This is a genomic window from Vibrio bivalvicida (assembly GCF_001399455.2).
In the GTDB taxonomy this organism is placed as follows: Bacteria; Pseudomonadota; Gammaproteobacteria; order Enterobacterales; family Vibrionaceae; genus Vibrio; species Vibrio bivalvicida.
In genome coordinates, this window is record NZ_LLEI02000043.1 from 333,473 (window position 1) to 356,301 (window position 22,829).

Annotated in this window: 18 protein-coding genes and 1 tRNA gene; 12 read left to right on the forward strand and 7 right to left on the reverse strand. The window is 43.1% G+C overall.

All coding sequences use genetic code 11. The features are described from left to right. Window positions 1-31 precede the first annotated feature (31 nt). Window positions 32-1,129, reverse strand: a complete 1,098-nt coding sequence (locus APB76_RS15900; RefSeq protein ID WP_049843287.1) for a PEGA domain-containing protein — start codon at window positions 1,127-1,129, stop codon at window positions 32-34. A gap of 494 nt (window positions 1,130-1,623) precedes the next feature. On the opposite strand from APB76_RS15900, the gene APB76_RS15905 reads away from it, so the two are divergent. The 4 genes from APB76_RS15905 (at window position 1,624) to putP (ending at window position 8,028) form a co-directional block, all read left to right on the forward strand. Continuing rightward, window positions 1,624-2,439 (forward strand): AraC family transcriptional regulator, encoded by an 816-nt coding sequence (locus APB76_RS15905; protein ID WP_049843286.1) that lies wholly within the window; start codon window positions 1,624-1,626, stop codon window positions 2,437-2,439. 187 nt (window positions 2,440-2,626) lie between these two features. After that, on the forward strand, window positions 2,627-5,746 hold the full coding sequence (gene putA, locus APB76_RS15910; protein ID WP_054961902.1) for a bifunctional proline dehydrogenase/L-glutamate gamma-semialdehyde dehydrogenase PutA: 3,120 nt from the start codon (window positions 2,627-2,629) through the stop codon (window positions 5,744-5,746). Window positions 5,747-5,770: 24 nt separating this feature from the next. Beyond that, window positions 5,771-6,469 (forward strand): hypothetical protein, encoded by a 699-nt coding sequence (locus tag APB76_RS15915; RefSeq protein WP_054961903.1) that lies wholly within the window; start codon window positions 5,771-5,773, stop codon window positions 6,467-6,469. A 71-nt stretch (window positions 6,470-6,540) separates the two neighbouring features. Further along, window positions 6,541-8,028 carry a sodium/proline symporter PutP gene (putP, locus tag APB76_RS15920; RefSeq protein WP_054961904.1) on the forward strand — a complete coding sequence of 496 codons (1,488 nt, stop codon included), beginning with the start codon at window positions 6,541-6,543 and terminating at the stop codon, window positions 8,026-8,028. A 116-nt stretch (window positions 8,029-8,144) separates the two neighbouring features. Here the strand turns inward: putP and APB76_RS15925 are convergent, their stop codons facing one another. After that, window positions 8,145-9,212, reverse strand: coding sequence for a DUF3541 domain-containing protein (locus APB76_RS15925; RefSeq protein ID WP_049843282.1), 1,068 nt, complete (start codon window positions 9,210-9,212; stop codon window positions 8,145-8,147). 364 nt (window positions 9,213-9,576) lie between these two features. On the opposite strand from APB76_RS15925, the gene APB76_RS15930 reads away from it, so the two are divergent. Both APB76_RS15930 and APB76_RS15935 read left to right on the forward strand, forming a co-directional pair. Further along, a complete protein-coding gene (locus APB76_RS15930; protein WP_054961905.1) occupies window positions 9,577-10,953 on the forward strand; it encodes a diguanylate cyclase in 1,377 nt (458 codons plus the stop codon). Between the two features lie 70 nt (window positions 10,954-11,023). Then, entirely contained in the window at window positions 11,024-11,458 is a 435-nt protein-coding gene (locus APB76_RS15935; protein ID WP_049843280.1) for an Mpo1 family 2-hydroxy fatty acid dioxygenase, read from the forward strand. 346 nt (window positions 11,459-11,804) lie between these two features. Here APB76_RS15935 and APB76_RS15940 read toward each other — a convergent pair whose 3' ends face one another. Further along, complete coding sequence (locus APB76_RS15940) at window positions 11,805-13,334, reverse strand: DUF3612 domain-containing protein (protein ID WP_049843279.1); 1,530 nt, start codon at window positions 13,332-13,334, stop codon at window positions 11,805-11,807. Between the two features lie 162 nt (window positions 13,335-13,496). Between APB76_RS15940 and APB76_RS15945 the strand changes: the two genes are divergently transcribed. Then, window positions 13,497-14,069 (forward strand): aldolase/citrate lyase/malate synthase family protein, encoded by a 573-nt coding sequence (locus APB76_RS15945; protein WP_049843278.1) that lies wholly within the window; start codon window positions 13,497-13,499, stop codon window positions 14,067-14,069. 68 nt (window positions 14,070-14,137) lie between these two features. On the opposite strand, the gene APB76_RS15950 is transcribed toward APB76_RS15945, so the two are convergent. Next, complete coding sequence (locus APB76_RS15950) at window positions 14,138-14,827, reverse strand: MaoC family dehydratase (protein WP_049843277.1); 690 nt, start codon at window positions 14,825-14,827, stop codon at window positions 14,138-14,140. Window positions 14,828-15,132: 305 nt separating this feature from the next. Between APB76_RS15950 and APB76_RS15955 the strand changes: the two genes are divergently transcribed. The 5 genes from APB76_RS15955 to ribA all read left to right on the forward strand — a co-directional run bounded on the left by APB76_RS15955 (window position 15,133) and on the right by ribA (window position 20,478). Beyond that, window positions 15,133-15,223 (forward strand) — tRNA-Ser (locus APB76_RS15955). Window positions 15,224-15,520: 297 nt separating this feature from the next. Beyond that, window positions 15,521-16,555: an ABC transporter substrate-binding protein gene (locus tag APB76_RS15960; RefSeq protein WP_054961906.1), complete on the forward strand. Its 1,035-nt coding sequence runs from the start codon at window positions 15,521-15,523 to the stop codon at window positions 16,553-16,555. After that, window positions 16,552-18,849, forward strand: a complete 2,298-nt coding sequence (locus APB76_RS15965) for a PAS domain-containing sensor histidine kinase (RefSeq protein ID WP_054961907.1) — start codon at window positions 16,552-16,554, stop codon at window positions 18,847-18,849. Before APB76_RS15960 ends, APB76_RS15965 begins: the two co-directional genes overlap by 4 nt. Continuing rightward, entirely contained in the window at window positions 18,849-19,235 is a 387-nt protein-coding gene (locus APB76_RS15970) for a response regulator transcription factor (protein ID WP_049843274.1), read from the forward strand. Before APB76_RS15965 ends, APB76_RS15970 begins: the two co-directional genes overlap by 1 nt. Before the next feature lie 187 nt (window positions 19,236-19,422). Then, the gene (ribA, locus tag APB76_RS22640) at window positions 19,423-20,478 is read left to right on the forward strand and encodes a GTP cyclohydrolase II (RefSeq protein ID WP_074181716.1); all 1,056 of its coding nucleotides are present in this window, start codon (window positions 19,423-19,425) and stop codon (window positions 20,476-20,478) included. Between the two features lie 119 nt (window positions 20,479-20,597). On the opposite strand, the gene APB76_RS15980 is transcribed toward ribA, so the two are convergent. The 3 genes from APB76_RS15980 to APB76_RS15990 all read right to left on the reverse strand — a co-directional run bounded on the left by APB76_RS15980 (window position 20,598) and on the right by APB76_RS15990 (window position 22,772). Next, on the reverse strand, window positions 20,598-21,455 hold the full coding sequence (locus tag APB76_RS15980; RefSeq protein WP_054961908.1) for a DMT family transporter: 858 nt from the start codon (window positions 21,453-21,455) through the stop codon (window positions 20,598-20,600). Between the two features lie 118 nt (window positions 21,456-21,573). Next, a complete protein-coding gene (locus APB76_RS15985; RefSeq protein WP_054961909.1) occupies window positions 21,574-22,200 on the reverse strand; it encodes a LysE family translocator in 627 nt (208 codons plus the stop codon). Between the two features lie 65 nt (window positions 22,201-22,265). Continuing rightward, window positions 22,266-22,772, reverse strand: a complete 507-nt coding sequence (locus tag APB76_RS15990; protein WP_237767919.1) for a hypothetical protein — start codon at window positions 22,770-22,772, stop codon at window positions 22,266-22,268. Between the last annotated feature and the right edge of the window lie 57 nt (window positions 22,773-22,829).

The window sequence follows — 22,829 nt, forward strand, 5'->3', positions numbered from 1 at the left end:
AATCTTGTGAATTCAGTAAGAGTTTCAACTGTTATCCACTCGGACGTAACTTAACCCAAACCGTATCATTTGTATTTACACTGATTTCGCGGTTGTAGGTTTCAAAACCACTTTTCGATACGGTTACTTGGTGTTGACCACGTGGAAGAACAACTTCGACTGGCGTACTGCCATAGTTGATACCATTGATAACGACTGAGTCATCGTACTGGTCTGAGCGCACTGTTACGTTTACCCAGTTCTTATCATTCTTCTTTGCTTTTGTTTCTTGGTCGCCTTTTAGACAGTAACGAGAAGATACATTTAGTAGCTTACATGCCGCAGACGCTTCAGGGCGAGCTTGAAGCTGAGACTGCATTTGCGTGAAATAGCTATTATTGCCTTCAAAACCAGAGCGAATAATTTGGCTTTCCTGCACATGAACGTTTAGCTGAACCCCTTTAGCGTTTTGTTTGGCTATATTTGATTCTGTTAAACGATCCATCAGTTTTGCTTTAAACGCCTTAACTGCTTTCTGCTTCGTTAGATAGTGGCCTTGGCTAGTACATTCACCTAACGTCATTGTTGATGAACAAGTCGTTTTATAGCTTGTTTCTAGCACATCGCTTTCACGAAGTTCTGCAGCAATACGTTTTACACGCGCTTCAACTTTTTGCTCTTTAAGGTAAGAAAGCTCCGAATTGAGTCGCGCTTGCTTTTGCTTAACCTGAGACAGGCGCATTTCACTTTCAGTGATAGCCTGCTGGTTTTCTAAAAGTGAAGATTGGTTCTCTTTCACTTCAGACCATGCATCTTGGTAAGCTTTTTGGAAAGAAACCAAGTCGATCTCAGGATCATCTAAAAGACGGCTATACTGTTTGTCCAGCGCCGACTTGGTACGATTACGCTTAGCATTGAGTTCTTTCTCACTGCGTTTAAGCTTACTTTTGTCATTCTGAAGTTGTTGGAGACGTTCAGCTTCAGAGTCAAACTCTGTAGCCATAGTACCCATTTCCGCTTCTTTATTTTCTAATTTACTCTCGATTTCAGCAACAGGATCAGCCTGTACACTTTCTTCTGCAAAAATCGAAGTCGAAACCCAAAGAGGGCTTAGCGCAAGCAAAAGCGCTGGGATGCGACGTATGATCATAAGTCCCTGCAACAATTAACGTTTAAATTACCAATGTAATACATTTAAACCCAGTGCATATTCTAAAGATATGCACCTTAAAATAGGAAAAAGACAAACTTTTGACAGTCCATTGCTAAGGTGCCTTGCAAAGGTCTATTTCTTCCATTTATTCATCTCTATTTCTAGAGAGTCTTACCTAAGCTTATCATAAATCGAAATAAACTTATCGAATACTTAATCCATTTTGGTCGCATTGAAGAAATATGCAAGTAAAGAATCTTGATCGATAAGAGGTTAAATGGATAGAAGTGACATAAGCCGTAATTTATGTGCACTTGATCATTCTTCCAGTATCTGCAGTGGCTATTTTTTCAACAGTTGGTAATCGTGCCAGATACCTGTCTAGTTGAACAAAATGCAACCTATTTGATAAATCATCAATAGGAATTTCGAGTTGCATCACTTTTGGTATAACATGGTGATTCCACCTCTAAATATGTCTGTGTGTTGCTATGTCTTCATCCTTTAAGCCAGAAAATAATCAGCTAGCTGCCAAAGAATTGTCACCTATGCCAGCACAATTGGTTACGCTACCTTCGTACATGGAATGTCATGATCACAATTATACGCAGGTCGTTATCGGGCTAAAGGGAAAGGCGGAGTTTGAGGTAAGTGGATACGGAAATTTGGTAGGGCCAGGGCAAGGTTGTGTGGTGACTTCAGGTACAGGTCATGCGTTTGGCGGTGTACTGGAGCAGTCGGATATTTTGGTGCTGAATATGCCTTCACCGAAGGATGATGATCCTTTATTACTGCAAAGGCTCAATGCCCTGAACCAAAAGGATACCTATTTTCAGCTTGATGGTCAGATTCAGAAGTTGATTCAGATGCTGGTTGCGGAAATGCAATCTAACCCTCAAGACCTTCTGCTTAGTAGAGCGTGTAGTGACACCGTCGTTGCACTCTTACAGCGCCACATGTCTGCGTTTGCCAGTTCGCGTCGTGACTCTCGTTTTGATTTAGAGGCGATAGATCGTTATATCGAGCAGCACTTAAACCAAAAGATCTCGGTGACTCAGCTTGCTGGCAGTGTGTTTCTTGGGGAAAGCCAATTTCACTCTTTATTCAAAGAGCAAATGGGTATTACTCCGCACCAGTATGTACTAGGTAAGCGAATCGACATGGCAAAACAGCTCATAGAGCAAGGCCACCTTACTTTGGGCCAAGTCGCCGAATTCACTGGGTTCTCTGGTCAAAGTACTTTTACTCACACCTTTTCTCGTCTTCAAGGTATATCCCCTTCTCAGTACAAGAAACAATTTGGTTAAATAAGCTAACTTAAACCACATATTATTTTGCTTATTTGCATGTGACTCTGTTTTTGTTTTGTTAATAATCAGAGTAAATAGCAAAAAACTCGGAGTTTTTGACAAGTAATCTTCTCGGGCTCAAAATACACTGCAAGCCATTGTAGGAAACCTGAACTTTTTTCAGGTCTGAGATTGAGGAAAACGCATGTTTACAGCGACTGATGTGTTAAACGCTGAGTTTGTCGAGCAACCGCTTAACAAGCTTTGGTCGTTGATCTCTCCACTGTATATGGTGGACGAATCACAATGGCTTAAGCAACTACTACCACTAGCGCAGCCAACGAACAGTGAAAAAGAGCAAATTGCAGCCAAGACAACGCAGCTCATAGAAGCGATCCGCGCGGATAAAAAGTCTATTCAGATGATTGATGCATTGTTGCTTGAATACAGCCTCGATACCCAAGAAGGTATTTTGTTGATGTGTTTAGCAGAAGCGCTAATGCGTATCCCTGATTCTGCAACGGCTGATGCTCTGATTCGCGATAAGCTAACGGTTGCTGATTGGAAATCTCACCTTAAAAACTCAGATTCAGTGTTTGTAAATGCATCCACTTGGGGATTAATGCTAACGGGTAAGGTCGTCGGTCTTTCAGAAAATGAATCTCAAAGTCCGGTGAGCGCGGTAAATCGCCTTGTTAATAAGATGTCTGAGCCTGTAATTCGTAAAGCTATGCATCAAGCAATGAAGGTGATGGGACACCAATTTGTGCTTGGGCGCAGCATCGCTGAGGCGCAAAAAAATGGCCGTCCAATGCGTGATAAAGGTTTTACTTACTCTTATGACATGCTCGGAGAGGCGGCACTGACCACTGCTGATGCGAACAAGTACTTCAAAGACTACCTAATGGCGATCGAAGCAGTTGGGCGCGATGACTATGGTTTATCAACCAGTCCTGCACCATCGGTCTCCATCAAGCTATCTGCGCTTCACCCACGTTACGAAGTGGCAAACGAAGAGCGCGTACTGACAGAGCTTTATGACACGCTGCAACAATTACTGCGCCGTGCGGTGGAGCTAGATGTGGCTATTACTATTGATGCCGAAGAAGCTGACCGTTTAGAACTTTCACTTAAATTATTTGAAAAAGTCTATTGTAGCGAGCTAGTCAAAGGCTGGGGCAAATTTGGCCTTGTAATTCAAGCCTATTCAAAAAGAGCTTTACCTGTACTTGTTTGGATTAACGGTCTGGCTAAAAAACAGGGTGATTTGATTCCACTTCGTCTTGTCAAAGGAGCCTACTGGGACAGCGAAATCAAGTGGTCACAGCAAGCGGGCTATACAGATTATCCGGTCTATACGCGTAAAGAGGCGACCGATGTTGCTTACCTTGCTTGTGCGCGATTCCTTCTAAGTGATAACGTGCGTGGCAATATCTTCCCGCAATTTGCAAGCCACAACGCACAGACAGTAACTTCCATCGCGGTAATGGCTGAGCATAAAGACTTTGAATTTCAGCGCCTTCATGGCATGGGTGACTCTCTGTACAACCATGCGATGGAAGCCTATCAACAATCAGTGCGTATCTATGCGCCAGTTGGTAGTCACAAAGACTTATTGCCTTACCTGGTACGTCGCTTGTTAGAAAATGGGGCCAACAGCTCGTTTGTCCACCGTTTAGTCGATGCACGTTGTCCTGTAGAGACATTAACTCAGCACCCGGTGGACATGCTCAGTGAATTTGAAACGTTGAACAACACTAGCATCCCTCTACCACCGAATGTATTTCCAGAGCGCAAGAACTCACTCGGCGTCAATGTTGATGTAGAAAGTGAAGCCAAACCGTTTGAACACGAAGTTGAAAGCTTTTTAAACAAGCAGTGGTCAGCTGGTCCAATTATAAATGGCGAGTTCCATGCCGAAAGCATGATCAAGGAAAATATTAATACTGAAGCTGTTACAGCTCCTTATGACAGGCGCATTAATGTGGGTCAGGTGGCTTTTGCTACCCTTGATCATGTTTCCGCAGCAATAGAAGGAGCGGATCAAGCATTCGATGCTTGGCAAACCACTGCAAAGACCGAACGTGCTGAAAAGTTAGAGTTGTTAGCGGATCTTTTAGAAGAGCACTTAGCGGAGCTTGTTGCTATTTGCCATCAGGAGGCAGGTAAAACGATTCATGACAGCATTGATGAAGTACGTGAAGCGGTGGACTTCTGTCGTTACTACGCAAAACAAGTCGACGCACTTGGTGAATTTGCCGTAAAAGGGTTTGATGGGCAAAGCCGCAGCGTTACTCGTCAAGGGCGTGGCGTGTTTGTTTGTATCAGTCCTTGGAACTTCCCACTGGCAATTTTCCTTGGCCAAATTACAGCCGCACTGGTTTCTGGTAACACTGTAGTGGCTAAACCAGCTGAGCAAACTAGCTTGATCGCGGCTCGTGCCGTTGAGTTGATGCTAGATGCAGGCTTCCCGGTTGGCACCATCCAGTTGCTTCCAGGTCGTGGTGCCGAAATTGGTTCGGCACTGACTTCTCACTCAGCAATCGCTGGTGTGGCATTCACAGGTTCAACGGTAACAGCGCAGAGAATCAATCGAGCCTTGGCTCAGCGCGATGCGGCTCCAGTCCCATTCATTGCTGAAACCGGCGGCCAAAATGCGATGATCGTCGATAGTACTGCGCTTCCAGAGCAAGTGGTTCGTGATGTTATCCGCTCTGCTTTTGCTTCTGCGGGTCAGCGCTGTAGTGCATTGCGTGTTCTCTATGTTCAGGAAGATATCGCCGATCGTATCGTCGCTCTTATTCAAGGTGCGATGCAGGAGTTGAGCGTAGGTAAACCTTATCTGCATTCTACAGATGTTGGCCCTGTTATCGACAAAGCAGCAAAAACTAAGTTGCTTTCGCACATTGAACGAATGAGTAACAGCGAGAAGAAAGTGGCTCAACTGGTGTTATCAGATGAACACGAACAGGGTGATTTCGTTGCCCCTACCGCGTTTGAAATTCGTGATATTTCCTGCCTGAAGGAAGAACAATTTGGTCCTATCTTGCACATTGTTCGCTTTAAGGCGAGTGAGCTCCATCAGATTGTTGATGAGATCAACAACACTGGATTTGGCTTAACCATGGGTATCCATAGCCGAAATGAAACCACTTATCGCTGGATTGAGAAGCATGCTCGAGTGGGTAACTGCTACATCAACCGAGATCAAGTCGGGGCGGTTGTCGGTGTTCAGCCATTTGGTGGTCAAGGCTTATCGGGCACAGGCCCGAAAGCAGGTGGTCCTCACTACCTGTACCGTTTCACCCAAACACAGTTTTCTTAATTGAGTGGGCAAGGAGAAATAATTATGGTTCATCAAGTCACTCGTTTTTCTGACGCTTTCTCTGCTTGGGAAAACTGGAACTTAACTAATTTTGATTCTAAAAGTGAGTGTTTACTCGCTTTTAAACAGGCTTTACAGCAAGTACAGCCTGAGTTGGCTTCTGTCGTGTCTTACCACATTGAACAAGCGTCTGCTTTACTAGCCGAAACGCATCAATTGGTTGGTCCTACGGGGGAAACCAACGAGCTCTACACCGCAGGTCGTGGTGTCGCTGTTGTGATTCAGGATGATATACAACAGCAGGCAAAGCTGGCAGCAGTAGCGCAAGTGAGTGCTGCACTGATCGCAGGTAATAGCATCATTTTTTGTAGTGATGATGCCGAGCTATGCCAATCATTAGAAGCTGCTTATTTGCAGTCTTCGTTACCGACGAATCTAGTACAGTTTGCAGCAATTGATGCTTACCATCAATTGCTGGAATCTGATGTACGCAGTATTGGTTATGTAGGTAACACTGAGGTTGAAAGGACAATCAACCGTCAACTCGCCAAACGTACAGGCGCAATTGTAAGTCTGACGTCTGAAACAGATCTTGTGAACCTACCGGTTGCACATGATCCTCATCTAGCGCTTCGTTTCATCACTGAGCGCACTAGAACTATAAATATAACAGCAGTAGGTGGTAACGCGACTTTGCTCGAGCTAGGAAGCGAAACCCACTAATCTTCATTGATTTGCCCTCGATTGTTCGGGGGCATTCAGGGAAGGCGATCTTTTAAAAGAGGACAAATCACATGGAAAATAGCTTTGCTATTACAACCACGTTTATAGCGTATCTGATTCTGATGCTTGCTATTGGTGTTATCGCTTATCAGCGCACCAAAAGCTCAAGCGACTACTTCTTGGGTGGTCGTTCACTTGGCCCTTGGCCAGCGGCACTTTCAGCGGGTGCTTCGGATATGAGTGGTTGGCTTCTGCTTGGTCTGCCAGGTTATGCCTATGCAGCAGGTATTGAAGCGTTCTGGCTAGCAGGTGGTCTACTTGTAGGTACTTGGTTAAACTGGTTGGTTAATGCAAAACGTCTACGTACGTACAGCATTACTACCGACGCACTAACACTACCAGAGTTTCTATCACGTCGTTTCGACGATAATTCAAAACTGATTCAGGTAATTTCTGCTTTCTTCATTCTTTTATTCTTCCTTTTCTACACAAGCTCAGGTTTGGTAGCGGGTGGTAAATTGTTTGAGACAGTATTTGGTTTAGATTACACAACGGCAGTGATTATTGGTACCGTATGTGTTGTTTCATACACCATGTTTGGCGGTTTCCTAGCGGTATCTTGGACTGACTTAGTACAGGGTTTATTGATGGCGGCAGCGCTGCTCATTGTTCCTATTACAGCGATGGAAGGTGGCTTAGGTCAGCTTGGAAGTGATCTTGAATCGATTAACCCACAGCTACTGACGTTATGGAATGACGCAAAGGGTGAGCCGCTTTCAGCTATCGCGATTATATCGCTCGTTGCTTGGGGGCTAGGTTACTTTGGTCAGCCTCACATTCTAGCGCGTTTTAAAGCGTCTCGTTCAAACAAGGACCTCACTACTGCCCGCCGTATTGCTGTTATCTGGACCGCGCTATCGATGGTAGGTGCAATGCTTGTTGGTCTCGTTGGTCTAGTGTACGTAACTAACTCAGGTGTGAGTGTCGATGATGGCGAGAAGATCTTCATGTTGCTGGTTAATTCGTTATTCCATCCAGTGATTGCAGGTATTTTGCTAGCTGCTATCCTTGCTGCGGTAATGAGTACCGCGGATTCACAACTGTTGGTTTCATCGTCTGCGCTAGCAGAAGATTTCTACAAGCAAGTATTTAAGAAAGACGCAAGCTCAGAAGAAATTGTTATGGTTGGTCGCGTTGCGGTCATCGGTATTTCGATTGTTGCTCTTATACTAGCAATGACACCAGACAGCTCAGTTCTTGGCTTAGTATCTTATGCTTGGGCAGGTTTTGGTGCAGCGTTTGGTCCTGCATTAGTGCTTAGCTTGTATTGGGAGCGTATGAACCGCAATGGCGCACTAGCAGGTATTCTTGTTGGTGGTATAACTATCGTCGTGTGGAAGCAGATTTCAGGTGGTTGGTTTGATGTGTATGAAATCGTACCGGGAATCATCTTCTCTACGATTGCGATTGTTGCTGTTAGCCTGATGACAGGTGAACCGGGAGATTCGGTAAAATCACAGCATGCTAAATTCAAAAAGCAACTTGTCGAGCTTGATTAAATTGCGTAGCCAAAACGTGAATCTCCTTAGGTAGAATTAATCCACAGAGTTGGACATTTTATCTAGGCGAGAAATAGGGCCTGATTTCGATACCGTTTCGAAATCAGGCCTTTTTATTACTGGGGAATAAGACCATACGGAGGGCTTGAAAACATTTTTGGTTGTCCTTTTACTGTCGGTGCTTCATTCACTTGCTGCCAGTCGAGTAACATTATTGCGAGTACATTGCGATGCTCACCGTAAGTGACGTCGAAGTCTCCAGTGACAGAAGGGATCATGCCTTTATCAAGATTGATGGATTGCTGAATGGCGTTGCGAGTCTTTTCAACAACTGGATCATTTTCAAGCCCAGCAAGTAAGAAGGTAATACCTACTTCAGCGATAACGTCTTCTTTGGCTCGAATCAAAATCGTATCAATGTTGTCGCGGAAGTAATCGTATATCCATTGATGCTGCTTCTCGCTGACTTGGTGCTGATAGTACTCCGAATCACCAAAAATGATATGAGTCATACCATACAGTTTGTTGCCATACTGCTGTTTGGTGAGTCTTTTATCTTCGCTATCAGGGTAAGTTGTCTTAAAAGCCTGCGTAAACGCTTCAACCACATCTTGTTCACCTAGCTGTCTTAGCCAATAGACTTGATTGGCGAGTTGCGCAGCCCAAGCTTTGATCATTTCCTGATCGGTTGCATATTTAGCAAAGTCGTAGCGACGAATGACAGCCCTAAGTTTCTCATCTTGCTTATGTTTGAGGCCGTATTCGTTGGCACGTGCCATTGATCCTAAAAGGTCGACACCTAGGTACAAATATTCAGGCATGTGCTTAGTGACGCCATATCGCCTAACGCTGCGTTCATCCGTTTCTCCAAGGTAACCGGACACTCTTCTCTCTGAGTAGAGGAGAATTTGTTCGGAGGTATTGATTTCTGCTGCAAACTTATTGAGTCGGCTGGCGACTCTAGCCATATCTGTCCAGACTGCTGCAGAATACTTTTTATCTAATGTTTGGCGAAACATACGTAAGCCGTAGTGCCCTTCTTTAAACGCAGGCAGGGTATACAATTGGCTTTCATAGGTACTTCGAATAATGTCTGCGGAGGCTTTATAATTAGGTGGAGTTGAAGCTACCGCTGAGTGAGAGAAAACAATAGCGAGACACAATCCGATTAACTTTCCGTGCATTCTAGTTGTCCAACAAGTCCCAATGAGTTTGACCACAAAGGTTAACAGATATTAGAAGAGTAGATGTTATCTCTTGGTCAAATTTTTACCCATATGAGTTGATACAGATTGTTAACATTAAGCACAGGCCATTAGGCCTAATGTGACAATTGGAGCGCTTATGTGAGAGAATTTACACCTAATTCGGTTAGCAAGCTCAATAAAATGACCCTTGTTGTCGATAATTTTATCTATTGTCGATGAAAATTAAGCTAATTTATTGTAACTTTTATATAACCAATGCAAATAATAACAATACGGATAACAGGCTTTTTTGCTCGGGTAGTACCCGGTGTTTTTTGTTGCTGACAGTTGTGGGGGGCGGATGGCCTTAAGTTCAGGCAGGCATTTTTTTCTTAATGCTCTATGTTTGTTTGTTTTTGTTATCTCTATCGGTTTGGTTGAATCTTTGGATCGTAGCCAAAAATCCTTCTTGCGCGATAGTTTGTTAGCCAGAGCCAAAGAAGAACTTTCTATTGTCCGTTCTGAGTTGGAATCGGCAATTGTTTCAGATATCTATGTTGTTAATGGATTGCCTGCACTCGTGGCAGCGAACCCCGAGTTTGAATTTTCTGGGTGGGATCTTATCGCCTCGAGTGTGATCCGAAAAAGCAGCCATATTCAACTACTAGGATTGGCCCCCGATGATGTCATTCAATACATCTACCCGATAGAAGGGAATGAGAAAGCGTTGGGTTTAGACTATCGAACCATCCCAAGTCAGTGGCGCACGGTTAAGAAGGCTCAAGATCTGCAAGAAATATTCATTGCGGGTCCTGTGAATTTAGTCCAAGGAGGGTTAGCTCTCATCGCTCGAGTACCTATCTTCTCTGATCCTCCATACAATTCGCGTTATTGGGGGGTGTGCAGTGTCGTTATCTCGCTTGAATCTCTATTTCTTGATGCTGGAGTACCTTCTTTTGAGCATAGGTATGATATTGCGATTCGCGGCCGAGATAGTACGGGCATAGATGGTGAAGTGTTCTATGGTCTACAGTCTACTTTTGACAATGCTTTTGCTATTGAATCGGTTCATTTTCCCTATGGTAACTGGGTTATCGCAGCTTCGACCAAACAGGATTTACTTGCTAGTAAGCCTTGGTATCAAGTTCATGTAGTGCGGTTGCTCGGTTATCCGATGATCTTGATTTTGCTAGGCGCATTCGCGATGACTTATAGTCTCTATAGCGCAGCAAGTAAACGTTCACTGCAAGACGAGCTGACCCTATTACCCAATAGACGCTATTTTATGTACACATTGCGTGAACACTTTGATGCAGTTAAAAAGCGTATTGCCCAAGACCGATTTGCGATTCTAAATATCGATCTCGATAAATTTAAGGCGATTAATGATACCTATGGACATGCGGCTGGAGACAAGGTTCTTATCGCGACCGCAGAGCGTTTAAAAAGTGTTTTAAGGGCGTCAGATGTTGTGGCCCGGATCGGGGGCGATGAGTTCTTAATTTTATTGTCAAGAATCGAAAACACGAATGATATTGATGTTATCAACATCGAGCTGCAAAAAGCGATTTGTCATACGCCAGTGATTTATGAACAGCATTTGATCAACCTACACGTCAGTATTGGCCATGCGATTTATAAGCCTGAATTCAATGATATAGACGATATGCTTAAGTTAGCGGATTCGCGAATGTACGATGAAAAACGTCGTCAATTAAAAAGGACTATCACAAATTAGCCTTTCTTGAAGGCAGGAGGTGTAAAGCCATGCTATAGAAATATTAGGATGAATTTACAGGTGAATACGCATGAAGGATCTCTCTCAATGGCTATCGGAGTATGGAGATAGCCATCAAAATCCCATCAACCAAAAGATACATAAAGTTGCTGTACCAGGGATCTTTTTATCAGTGGTAGGGTTGATCTGGTCTATTCCGCCACTTGAGGTGTTCGGTATGACACTGAATTGGGTATGGGTGGCCGCATTTCCTGTTATGGTGTTCTATTTTAGACTTTCCTTAAGCGTCTTCTTGATGATGCTTGGCTTTACCTTAGCTTGTATTTCACTTATCTGGTCTATTGAGATAATGCAACTTTCGGTTCTATTAGTCTCCCTTACGCTATTTGCTGTGTTATGGCTGTTTCAGTTTATTGGTCACAAAATAGAAGGTAAGAAACCTTCATTTTTCGAAGATGTTCAATTCTTGCTGATTGGCCCGATCTGGGTATTCAGAAAGCGATAAAAGTTAATCATTGGCGAGTCGAGCCGTATTGTTTGTTAGTGTAGGTGATTTTGCATTTTGCAACACGATTAATTTCCATTCTGCAATAAAATGCAAAATAAGAAGCTATTATGCGCTTAGTTTTTGTGAAATGGGTTATTAATTAGCCAAAATTGAGGGTTTTGAGTAGTTTGAAAAGTTGGCACGCTTATTGCTTTATTACTAGTGACCCTTCTTAAGCCGAGGGTCACCTAGCCAACTGACGTTGTTAGTGAACCCAATTTGTTCACACTTATATGTAGCCAATCACGACCATTGTGATTGGCTTTTTTTCTTTTTGGGCTAAGTAAAATCGATTGGAAGAAAGTTACTGCACTGTAATTTCTTGGCAACCGTTATAGCAACTAGGCTTTCTGGGGCAAACTGCACCGCGGGAACAGATTACTCTCGCATCTGTCTGTATACCCCGTTCAATCCAATTGATATTGAGGATTTTAGCTATTGTAGTGAACTCTTTTTGCATATAACGAGGGATCGCGGCACTTCCTCCATTACTCACACATAAAGACTTGAGTTCTTCGGCTAATTCGAGAGAATTGCCTCCTTGCGCATCGATCGCCGGGTTTAAATCAATTCCTGCACACAGGACGCGATTGTTTCCAGCCGGGTCTGTCATATTGACGGACTCACAACAATATATCCTTGGTTCATCACCGACATTTAATATCGAAATTTGTGCTGAGCTGCCCTGCTGAGGTTCTGATAACCTTCTAAATACGGCCCAGTGCTGACAAGGGTCATTCACTTTACGCATATTCCCCCAAGGAAGTGGGATACCATTTCCTCGGTAGACGGCTTTTAATTTGTTTTGTCCATAGGCATCAAAGTAGTGCCAGTGCGGATAAGGCGATACAACGGTCATACGACGCATGGCGACTGAAGGAGAAACGCCAGCTTTAAGATGAACGTCTATTTCATAACCGCTACGATCGAGAAGTTGTCTGAAAGGGACCTTGGGGCAAAGCAAGGCTCCAGCGAAAAAGCTTGATTCGAAATCTCGCCATGCTTGCAAAATATCTTGGGAGTTTAGCTCTGAAGTTGGGGACGCTTGACCGCTATCTTCCCAACTGTTGGCGTGTCCAACCGAGAGAACGCTCTTTAGGCCCTCTTTGCTGTGTAAAACGCAATGGCCAATATAGACCGCTAAATCGTATTTAAGGCGCGTTGGGTACTGTTTAAGTACTTCATTTAGATAGATGCTACCGGGGGGCTCAAAAAATGAGGTAACGATCTGTTTTGCGCTGACACCTAGCTCATCGACTACATCTTGCGGTGGTCGCGAAATCCAACGAATCGTTAGCCCTAAACTACGCGCGATATCCATCAAATCTTCTGCCGAGAGATTCAGTCTTTTTAGGCCGACCTCCTCAGCCGCGCGCTCTAAATCTGGAAAGTGGTTCTGGTTACTTTCTTGGTGAGCTCGAATAAGCAAATGCGCAAACTGGCGGCCAGTGATACCTGTTTGCGATAGCATCTCGGGTATCGCTATCTGTAGAATGTCATTCGAAAATAGGAAACTGGGTTCAAGTGCCATACCACTTATCCCGCCACGGTTTCCTTTATCTGGTGTGATGTCTGCCTGCTCAGGTTCGTCATCTAAAAACCAAGCTGGATCTTTTTGGAACACCTCTGCAATTACCTCCAGCATATCAATGCTTGGAACGCGCTTTCCACGTTCAATCATGGATAAGTAAGAGACAGAAGGGGCGTACTCTGGGTTAACGCGTATACAGCGTGCAGAGAGATCCTCCATAGTTAAATGGTTGCGTTTCCTCAGGTTTCTGATCTTAGTACCTAAGAAATGAGACTGGCGAATAAGGCTTTTTGACACTGGCATTTTGTAAAATTCACATTGTAAAATTTTTGTTGTGAAATTGTAGTCAAAAATTCACTAGTATACAAACTAAGCAAAGTCACAAAATCGCAAAACAATTAAACGCCGGTTTGGATCATTTGCTCTAGGACTTAAAAGTTGTGAAATATCCGCGAGGGAAACGCTATGAATATGCTGACATTCGATAAGACTGACATTCAAAAACAAAATAAGCCATTTATCGCTGAAGCAGTCTTCGCGGTAGAAACAATAAATGCTAACCAAGCAAGTGAGAAACAGGTAAAAGCAAAGCAGCTACTTGACCGTTTATTCCCGCTAGAGAACGGTTCTCACAAGGAAGTAACGGCATATGTGATTGATTATCGCCACGTAATGGCATACTTCAAAGATGGAACTCATAGTGGTCTTAAACACCCGAAACACTTTGTTGCGTATATGGGTGAGAAAGAAGACCCAACGTCAATCTTGTTCAGGGATGGCACAGGAAGCCACGTTGAGGTGACCTTTGGCAACCATAAAGGTACAGGCTGTATTGAGTTAATTGATATTGAAGATATCCAACTAGAAACATGCACCATTTTTCCCCAAGAAATGGCAGATATGGCAGCGATGCGCCACTGGATTAGCTTAGTGAAAGGTGACGAAAAAGGTAAGCCAAGAGCTTGTACAGAAGAAAAAGAGTACACCGCCAAGAATGGTGATGATTATCAACTAGAATGCTGTTACACCATGAAATAATCGAGATCGTGTAAAACGAAAAAAGGATACCATTGGGTATCCTTTTTTGCTTGATATGACCGAGAGTGCTAGAAGTGCAGTTGAATTACAGAGGTAACCACAGCACCTGGGCGACGAACCCCTTCAATCTCAACCTTAATTTCGCGTTCAATTTCTAATCCTTTACGAATTGGTGTCACCTTTGAAAGAGTACTTACCGCACGAACCCGGTTGCCAGCCTTTACTGGGTAAGGAAAGCGAACTTGGTTTAGGCCAATATTGACAACCATTTTCGCGGTAGGGAACAGGTTGTTGTCAGGATCAACGCTATCTGTCAGCTTTGGCAATAGTGCCAAAGTTAAAAATCCGTGTGCGATGGTCGTCTTAAACGGAGATTCTTCAGCCGCACGCTCTGGATCTGTGTGGATCCACTGCATGTCTTGAGTCACTTGAGCAAATTGGTTGATGCGTTGTTGAGAAACATCGAACCATTCGCCAGTGTGGATGACTTCACCAAGCTTAGATTGCAGTTCTATGAAAAGTTTTTGTGCTTCAGGCTTTAGCTCAATAGCTGTTGGCTGTTGAACAGGTGTTTGAACCTCGTCATTGACAGCAGGAGCTTGAAAATCAAGTAGACGAGTAAACAGGTGGCGGTTGTGAGCCTTGTTAACAATCTCTCCCCAGTACTCGCGTACAGTCGGAGTCATCCATTGTATAAACTCAGAATGCTGTTTAGAGATAGCTTCACCACGATGTTTAAATAAGTCTGCGACTTTCATAAAAACCTCTGAAATAGACGTTGTTACTCAGTTAATCCCGTAATTTTGAATCAGTTCACACTATTGTGCAATTACTTTCGGGCGTACAGTTGTTGCTTGAAAGTGATATTCTTTATTTATATCAAATGGATATAAATAAAACACTATTTTATTACCATCTCTTTTTTTAGAATGTTAGCTCCAACAATTGACGTATAAGTCACAGAAAACATGAAATGGCTGCTTAGTTTCTCAACACTTGAAACATTGAAGGAGAATTATTGCTTTACAATCTTCAGGGCAATACCTAATATACGCCCCGCAACGGAGAGATGGCTGAGTGGTTGAAAGCACCGGTCTTGAAAACCGGCATACGTTAATAGCGTATCTAGGGTTCAAATCCCTATCTCTCCGCCACATTCAAGAAAAAGCCCACTGGAAACAGTGGGCTTTTTCGTATCTCTTTTTCCTAGTTCCCTTCCTTCGTCTTGTTACTCCTGTAAATAGAAAGTTCGTACTACTTAAACCGTAGTTTCTTAGTTTCAATTATTTATAACAACGTTCCAAATTTGTTGAACTTTGGATTACCCATGAGTTTTCCACTATTCTACTAATTGCACATTTGATTTTTCATTTCAATTTTTTGCCATTAATTGTGGTAGCTCTGTAGGTGCTCAGGATAGCTCTGGCACCAGCGAAGGTGAGGAAAATAGAATGCATAGGAAACTGACAATTTCAGCTGCGTTATTGGCTTTCTCTATAGTTAGCCTGATGTGGTGGTATTCTTCGACAACAATGAATGAAGAAACGGAAACAACGGGTTTGCCCATGACTGTTGCTCGGGGCTACTGGCCGGGCACGTTTTGGATTGAAATTGCAGATCAAAAAGACTGGTTTGAGGAAGCGGGGTTAGACGTTAAGCTATTTGATACTCACCCAGACTATTGGGGCTCATTGAAAGCTATGGTGGATGGGGAGATAGACAACAATAATTTTACGCTGTTTGATTTGATTCAGTTCAATATTTCTGGCTCAGATATTGTGATGGTGAATATTAGTGATAACTCAATGGGGGTAGATGCAATTGTCGCCAGTCCAGAAGTGGCATCAATAACCGATCTAAAAGGTAAAGCGATTGGCGTCGATCAAGGTACTTATTTGGAGTACATCTTAGATGTAGTGTTAAAAAGGCATGGTGTAAGTGCCAGTGATGTAATCAAAGTAAATGTATCGGGAGAAGAAGCCGCATCAGAATTTGCCAAAGGGAAGCTAGATGCTATTGTCACTTGGGAGCCTATTGCTTCTCAAGCAATAGAAAGTAGACAAGGTCACAAGCTGTTTGACACTTCAGAGATCCCAGGTATTTCACCGTCGGGGTTATCCTTTCATCGAAGTTTTATTAATGAAAGGTATGCTGATGTCCAAGCCTTTATAAACGTGTGGCATAAAACAACGCAGTTTATCTTTGATCATCCTATCGAAGCTTACAGCATCATTGCCAATATTTACGGTGTCCCACTAGAAGATGTCCAGGCATTTGCTCAACTAAACCATATCGTAGATTTACGCGGGAACGTCACTTCATTCTCTTATGGCGCTGGTTTTCAATCCTTACATGGTACCGCAAGGCAAATAAACAAGTTCCTCATCGAGCAAAACGTAACTCAATCGCAAGTCGATAGTATGACGTTTATTGATGCACGGTTTATTCGAACTGTTCAGCATTCCTCCCAGCAGGTTTCGCAATGAAGTTTGCCAATAAAATCACCCTTTCAATTGTAGTTGTATCAATTATCGGAGTACCTGCGTTGGTAGTGGGTACCTTCTACTCTGCGCGAGAGTTACTGAAAAACAATATAGCTAATAGTTACCTCCAAATCGCGCAACATCAAATGCATAGCATAGACCGTGTTCTTTATACTGCGTTGCGTGATATTAAAATGATCGCTGAAGATGAAAATTTGCAAGATCTTATGCAAGAAGAATGGCAGTCAACTCAAACTTTTCCCGAATTAATTGCGACAGACTGGGATGAGAGAACTTTCCTGACAGGACCTTGGGATCAATTGATGCTAGTAGATAGCTTTGGTCGTATTTTAATTTCTACAGATAAGAGAGCGATTGGGCGAAGTATTGAGGATTACCCTCCAAGCAATACTGCCTTTAAGCATACAATCGAAGGTACAGATTACTATTCTGACCAAGTCCTTCCAGGAGAAGGTCAACGTGAAACTGTGATTTTCAGTGCGCCCATCAGAGCTAATCGGGGTGACAGCACGATTATAGGTGCAGTAATTGGTCATTTTGCCTGGCCAGTTGTAGCTCAAATCTTAGACGAGATTGCACCACCCGTAATTGTAGATTTGGTCAATAGTGAAGGAAGCGTTATAGCAAGATCCAACCCATTATTGAATGAGCGTTCTATCGATCGACAAGATGCCACGAACGAGTTCATAGAAGCATTTGGTAAAAGTTCGAAACAGGCTGGTGTTAATAATGATAATAATCATGAGTATGGCGCTTTGTTGGTGGTTTTTGCCGATCAAAATGGCTTGTTTGGATATAAGGGTAGTGGGTGGAAGCTGACGTTGAAAGTTCCACTGAAGAAGGCTCTAGCCCCTGTGAATGCATTGGCGAGACACGTTACTGTACTCACGGTAGTAGTGATGCTTTGCGTGATAACGGTACTCTACTTTGTCGGCAGGTTACTAGCTCGACCTGTAGAGCGGTTGACAGAAACCATAGAAGAAGTCTCACGTGGAAATCTGTCTGTGCAAGCAGATATAGATACAAGAGACGAAGTTGGAACCTTGGCTATATCGTTCAACAAAATGACTGAAATTCTACAAAGAACCACAGTTTCGAAAGACTACGTAGACAATATACTTAAAACAATGCCAGGTGCTCTATTTGTAATTAACCCTAACGGAGTTATTGCGCGGGCCAATGAGGCAGCCCTCACTCTTTTGGGGTATCAAGAACAAGCGCTTGTTGGGCAGCCATTTTCTACTGTTGTGTGTGACCCCTATGGTAAACATTTAGAAGTGAATGATCTTATCCGAGACGGTGTTATAGCCAGTAATGAGCAACGGTATCTTGATAAGGGTCGCAATAGTATCCCAGTTTTATTGTCCGGCTCTGTTATGCGTGATGACGAAGGTAGGGTTAGAAATATTATTTGTATCGCGACCGATATTCGCGACCGTCTTATATATGAGGAAAAGTTGCGCAAGTCTACTAGCGAACTTGAATCAACAAATCAAGCTTTAAGTCTCGCCAAAAATCAGCTGATCCACTCTGCAAAAATGGCATCGATTGGTGAGTTGTCGGCAGGTTTGGCACACGAAATCAATCAACCACTTGGAGCGATTCAATTAAATGCTGAATTAATATTTTCGATAGCGGAAGAAGAGGAAGTAATTAGCAGAGAGGCCATTACTCCGATATATACCAAAATCACGGGCCAGATTCAAAGGATAACTAAGATAGTTCAGCACTTACGTACATTCAGCCGCGATGAACAGTCTGTTGAAATGGAACCAACCGATATACGTCTTATGATTGAAGAGTCTCTCATTTTGTTTTCGCAGCGCCTCCGTTTAAGCAACATCGTTTTACACCAAGATATTTCAACCGTTTTGCCGAGTGTAGAGTGCTGTAAAATTCAAATTGAGCAGGTTTTAACAAATTTGCTTTCTAATGCAGAGCACGCAGTGTCCAAAGAGAAAAACAAGGTTATTTGGATAAGAGCCTACACAGAAAATGACTGTGTAATTATTGAGGTTGAAGATACTGGACACGGTATTTCAAGCGATAACTTAAGTCGCGTATTTGATCCGTTTTTTACAACAAAAGGAGTCGGAGAAGGCACAGGGCTAGGAATGTCGATTAGCTACGGTATCGCTTGTTCACACAATGGTCGATTAAGTGTAGAAAGCAAATTGGGTATCGGAACTACTTTCACACTTTCTTTGCCTATCCAACAAAATGTGAATGTTCATATAGATCGGGGAAAATCAACCGTAACAATGGGAGCTAGCTGATGAAAATATTACTGATCGACGATGATCGAGACTTTAGTGACGCAATTTATCAACATCTGTCGAGGAAAGGGTTTGATGTTGAAATCGCTTATGATGGGGTGAAGGGCTTAGAGAAATTTAATGCTACTACTCCAGACCTTGTAATCACTGACATTGTGATGCCTGATCAGGATGGGCTTGGCTTTCTGATGGCTATTCGAGACGATTCTTTTAATTTTCCATGCAAAGTCATCGCGATTTCGGGTGGTGGACGTATAGCGGGTAATACCTATCTTGAGCTCGCGAACTCATTTGGTGTAGACGCAAGTTTGACTAAGCCGATCGCATTTAAAGACTTATACGAAATTTTTGGGCAGATAGGGCTGCTTGATTGTGTTGATAAGTAATATTTTGATTCAAAGGGGATTTACTCCATGAACAGCAATGGATACGAATTATTAAATTTTTGCTCATCGTAGCTTGTAAGCGGCTAAATGTTTTAGGGCTTTGTTGACTTTGTAGCCACTAAGACTAAGACTTAATATGAGTGTGGTTTCTCATTCTTATTCAGAGTCGCAACGTCAGGAGTCCACCATGATCGATGACATTCAGTTTTACGAACCAGACGAAAGTTATGGTTTTCTCTCCAATTTTTGCCAGTCTCCCATCGAAGTAAATGGTCAAATCTGGCCTACAAGTGAACATTACTATCAAGCCCAAAAATTTATCAACCCAATTACTAAAGAAGAGATCAGAAACTGTGATGGCCCTGATTCTGCGTTTGCTTTAAGTCGCACATATCAGGAAGAGGTAAAGCCCAGTTGGAATGATGAACGTATTGGGGTTATGCGCTTCATCGTTCAAGAAAAATTCAGTCAAAACCCCAAGTTAGCTTTTAAGCTTATCAGTACTGGAGATGCCGTTTTAACAGAGCACTCTCACAAAGATGCTTTTTGGGGGGACGGAGGCAACGGCAAGGGTGAAAATCACCTTGGTAAGATTTTGATGGAAGTCAGGGAACAGCTTAAGAGGAGCGAACCATTTAGTCTGGTTCAGTTTGTTGATAAGGCCAAGCTTCCGACAAAGTGGGGCACATTCGAAATGTTTGGCTTTATTGAGCATGAGACTGGGAAGGAGCACGTAGCTCTTGTTTACGGTGACATTAGTACTGTGCCTGCCCCACTGATTCGATTGCACTCAGAATGTTTAACAGGGGATGCATTATTCAGTACGCGTTGTGATTGTGGATTTCAACTAGATCGAGCATTACAGAATATTACCAATGAAGGGGCGGGGGTTTTACTGTACTTACGTCAAGAAGGGCGGGGTATAGGATTACTTAATAAAATCAGAGCTTATCACCTGCAAGATGATGGTGCAGATACGGTAGAAGCAAATGAAAGGCTTGGTTTTGCTGCCGATATGCGAGACTACCGATTCTGTAAAGGGATGCTGTCGTACCTTGGTATCGATTCTGTGCGGCTTATGACAAACAACCCAAGAAAACTCAAAGCTCTAGAGCGAGCCAATATCGATGTTGTTGAGCGTGTAGCGCTACAAGAAGGCTGTAATATCAACAACCAACATTATCTTGCAACTAAAGCTGAGAAGCTAGGGCATATGTTTGATAGTAGTTTTATTAAGCAGTAAGGGTATTGGAGTAACTAGTATAGAGCCATCAGTTGATGGCTCTTTTTGTAGGTTAGACTAGAAATAGAGTCAATTCAGAGTTAGTACAACAATCTTTTCCTTTAGTATGTTGGTTGACCTTATCGATTTGATTTCAAGGGCCAGAGTAATTGCTTACCAAAGACATTGACCAGTGCGCCTGTCACAATTAAACCTCCTCCTAAGTAAGTCCAAATAGAAGGCATTTCATTAAATACTAAGACACCGAGCAAGGCAGAAAAGACGATTTGAACATATGAATAGGCAGATGCTTTCCCCGCTGCTTGGGTTTGCATAGCTTTCGTTAAACCATATTGACCAACTTGGGTAAAGATCCCGACGAGAACCAACACGAGTGTGAGATACAAACTTGGCCACACAAACTCGTTCCATACTAGCAACAGCGAGGTTGGCAGAGCGACAAGTGGAAAGTAAAAAATGATGACGGAACTGTCTTCGCTTTGGCTTAGCTTTCTCACAATCACGTAGGCGATTGAGCTACCAAAAGCACCGAGCAATGCGGTGACAATACTAAGCAGTGGGAGATCTGAGCTTGGACCTCCATTCATTGCTGGCTGGACCATGACCCATAAACCAGCTAAACAGAAGGCGATACAAATTATTGTTGAAGATTGAATTCGCTCTTTTAAGAACAGCGTGCCAAGTAAAGCAGTAAATACAGGGTGAACGTATTGCAAAATAGTTGCTTCAGCAAGAGGGAGAGTCGTGACTGCGTAGTAAACACACATTAGTGCGATGGTGCCCACGGTTCCTCGAACAAAGAGTAAAGGTTTGTTATTGCCCCAAATGGAGATTCGTTTGCGTTTTACATCTATGTAGCTAATAACCAGAGAAACTAGAGCTCGAGCTGCAACAATTTCAAAAACGGGGATACCATAGTTACTGACATACTTTACACACGCAGACATCAGAGCGAAGCCGAGTGCTGAAAGAAGCATGAAGCGAACCCCTACAGGGATTTGATTGAGAGTATTATTAAGCATTGTATTGAGAGACTGATTAAAATGAGGGTGACAACAGTCACCCTTTTCGTGGGATTAAAGTAGACAAATGAGCTTACTTGTTAATCGCTAAATAAGTTCCGGCAGCTATCATAATACCGCCCGCACTTCGGTTGAGCTTCTGTTGTGCTTTGGGAGTTTTGATTATTTTAGCTAGCCTCCCTGCGCCTATCGCGACACTCATTAACCCTGTCATCAATGCAACCATTGTGAGTGCGACTGCTAGTATAATGTCTTGGTTGCTAAGGGAGGTTAGTTCCATAAATGTCGGCAAAAATGAAATATAAAACAGAATCACTTTAGGGTTGGATGCCGAAATCAGGAACCCTTGCACAAAGCCGGAAAGACTGGATTGTTTATAGATGACCATATCTTGTTCAAGAGCTTGACTGGCTTGGGGCAGTGCTTTAATCATCTTGTAACCTAAATAAATTAGGTAAGCGGCACCAACGTATCGGATGGCGACAAACAATGTCGCCCAATTTTCTGCGATAGCAGCGAGGCCGAAGTAAGCAAGAAGAAAGTAGATTACATCACTAATAACCATTCCCGCAGAAAGAGCAACACAGTTTCGGGCTCCTGAAACAATAGCGCGAGCAATAATAGCAAAGACTCCAGGGCCAGGTGTAACGCTGAAGATAAGCATTGCAATAAAAAAGGTAATAGCACTTTCAAAAGTCATACGCTGACGCTCCGCTTGTCGTTGATTCTTTGCACACTAACACCTTTTTCTGTGAGTGAAAATGGCTAATGTTGTAGCGAAAAATTTTGAGCGGAGCCTGCTGGTAGCTGACTATAAATTGGGTGTGATAACGAAAAATGAACGTCACCAAGAGATTTCGGGAAGCGGATGCCAATTTCTTGCGGAGACTGAAAAGGGTGTGTGGCTGAAAATCGAAATTCTACGACGTGACTATGCTGTGATTCTGCCGTTTTAATTGGTGAAAGCGGAATCTTCTTTCCATCTATAGTGAGTTCAACGCCATTCTCCAGAAGCTTATACAGTTCTATATTGAGTCGGCTTGATGTGAGTTGTGCTTCAGTTAGGAGAACTTCGGTATCCCCCAGTAGCCAAGCTTGAGGGTCCTGAAGCCTCATCAGCCAGTTTTCTATGTCGACAATAATTTTTAGCTCCGCTTGGCCATCGCGAATAATTAGCTCAGATGTTGTTTTAGGTACGGTGTGGCTATTCACTTGCAGGGCAGTTATACACAGCATTAAACCGCAAAATAGCCAATGAGAACGCAACTTCATACATAATGCCATAGAAGCTTAAGGCATAACGGTTTAACGAAAGATAATAAAAGCACA

Coding starts and splice junctions, on each gene's coding strand:
- APB76_RS15925 (WP_049843282.1), bottom strand. CDS start 9,212: ATGCACGGAAAGTTAATCGGATTGTGTCTCGCTATTGTTTTCTCTCAC.
- APB76_RS15965 (WP_054961907.1), top strand. CDS start 16,552: ATGAAGTTTGCCAATAAAATCACCCTTTCAATTGTAGTTGTATCAATT.
- APB76_RS15950 (WP_049843277.1), bottom strand. CDS start 14,827: ATGAAAGTCGCAGACTTATTTAAACATCGTGGTGAAGCTATCTCTAAA.
- APB76_RS15930 (WP_054961905.1), top strand. CDS start 9,577: ATGGCCTTAAGTTCAGGCAGGCATTTTTTTCTTAATGCTCTATGTTTG.
- APB76_RS15940 (WP_049843279.1), bottom strand. CDS start 13,334: ATGCCAGTGTCAAAAAGCCTTATTCGCCAGTCTCATTTCTTAGGTACT.
- APB76_RS15905 (WP_049843286.1), top strand. CDS start 1,624: ATGTCTTCATCCTTTAAGCCAGAAAATAATCAGCTAGCTGCCAAAGAA.
- APB76_RS15915 (WP_054961903.1), top strand. CDS start 5,771: ATGGTTCATCAAGTCACTCGTTTTTCTGACGCTTTCTCTGCTTGGGAA.
- APB76_RS15960 (WP_054961906.1), top strand. CDS start 15,521: ATGCATAGGAAACTGACAATTTCAGCTGCGTTATTGGCTTTCTCTATA.
- APB76_RS15945 (WP_049843278.1), top strand. CDS start 13,497: ATGAATATGCTGACATTCGATAAGACTGACATTCAAAAACAAAATAAG.
- APB76_RS15980 (WP_054961908.1), bottom strand. CDS start 21,455: ATGCTTCTTTCAGCACTCGGCTTCGCTCTGATGTCTGCGTGTGTAAAG.
- putA (WP_054961902.1), top strand. CDS start 2,627: ATGTTTACAGCGACTGATGTGTTAAACGCTGAGTTTGTCGAGCAACCG.
- APB76_RS15970 (WP_049843274.1), top strand. CDS start 18,849: ATGAAAATATTACTGATCGACGATGATCGAGACTTTAGTGACGCAATT.
- APB76_RS15900 (WP_049843287.1), bottom strand. CDS start 1,129: ATGATCATACGTCGCATCCCAGCGCTTTTGCTTGCGCTAAGCCCTCTT.
- ribA (WP_074181716.1), top strand. CDS start 19,423: ATGATCGATGACATTCAGTTTTACGAACCAGACGAAAGTTATGGTTTT.
- putP (WP_054961904.1), top strand. CDS start 6,541: ATGGAAAATAGCTTTGCTATTACAACCACGTTTATAGCGTATCTGATT.
- APB76_RS15990 (WP_237767919.1), bottom strand. CDS start 22,772: ATGAAGTTGCGTTCTCATTGGCTATTTTGCGGTTTAATGCTGTGTATA.
- APB76_RS15985 (WP_054961909.1), bottom strand. CDS start 22,200: ATGACTTTTGAAAGTGCTATTACCTTTTTTATTGCAATGCTTATCTTC.
- APB76_RS15935 (WP_049843280.1), top strand. CDS start 11,024: ATGAAGGATCTCTCTCAATGGCTATCGGAGTATGGAGATAGCCATCAA.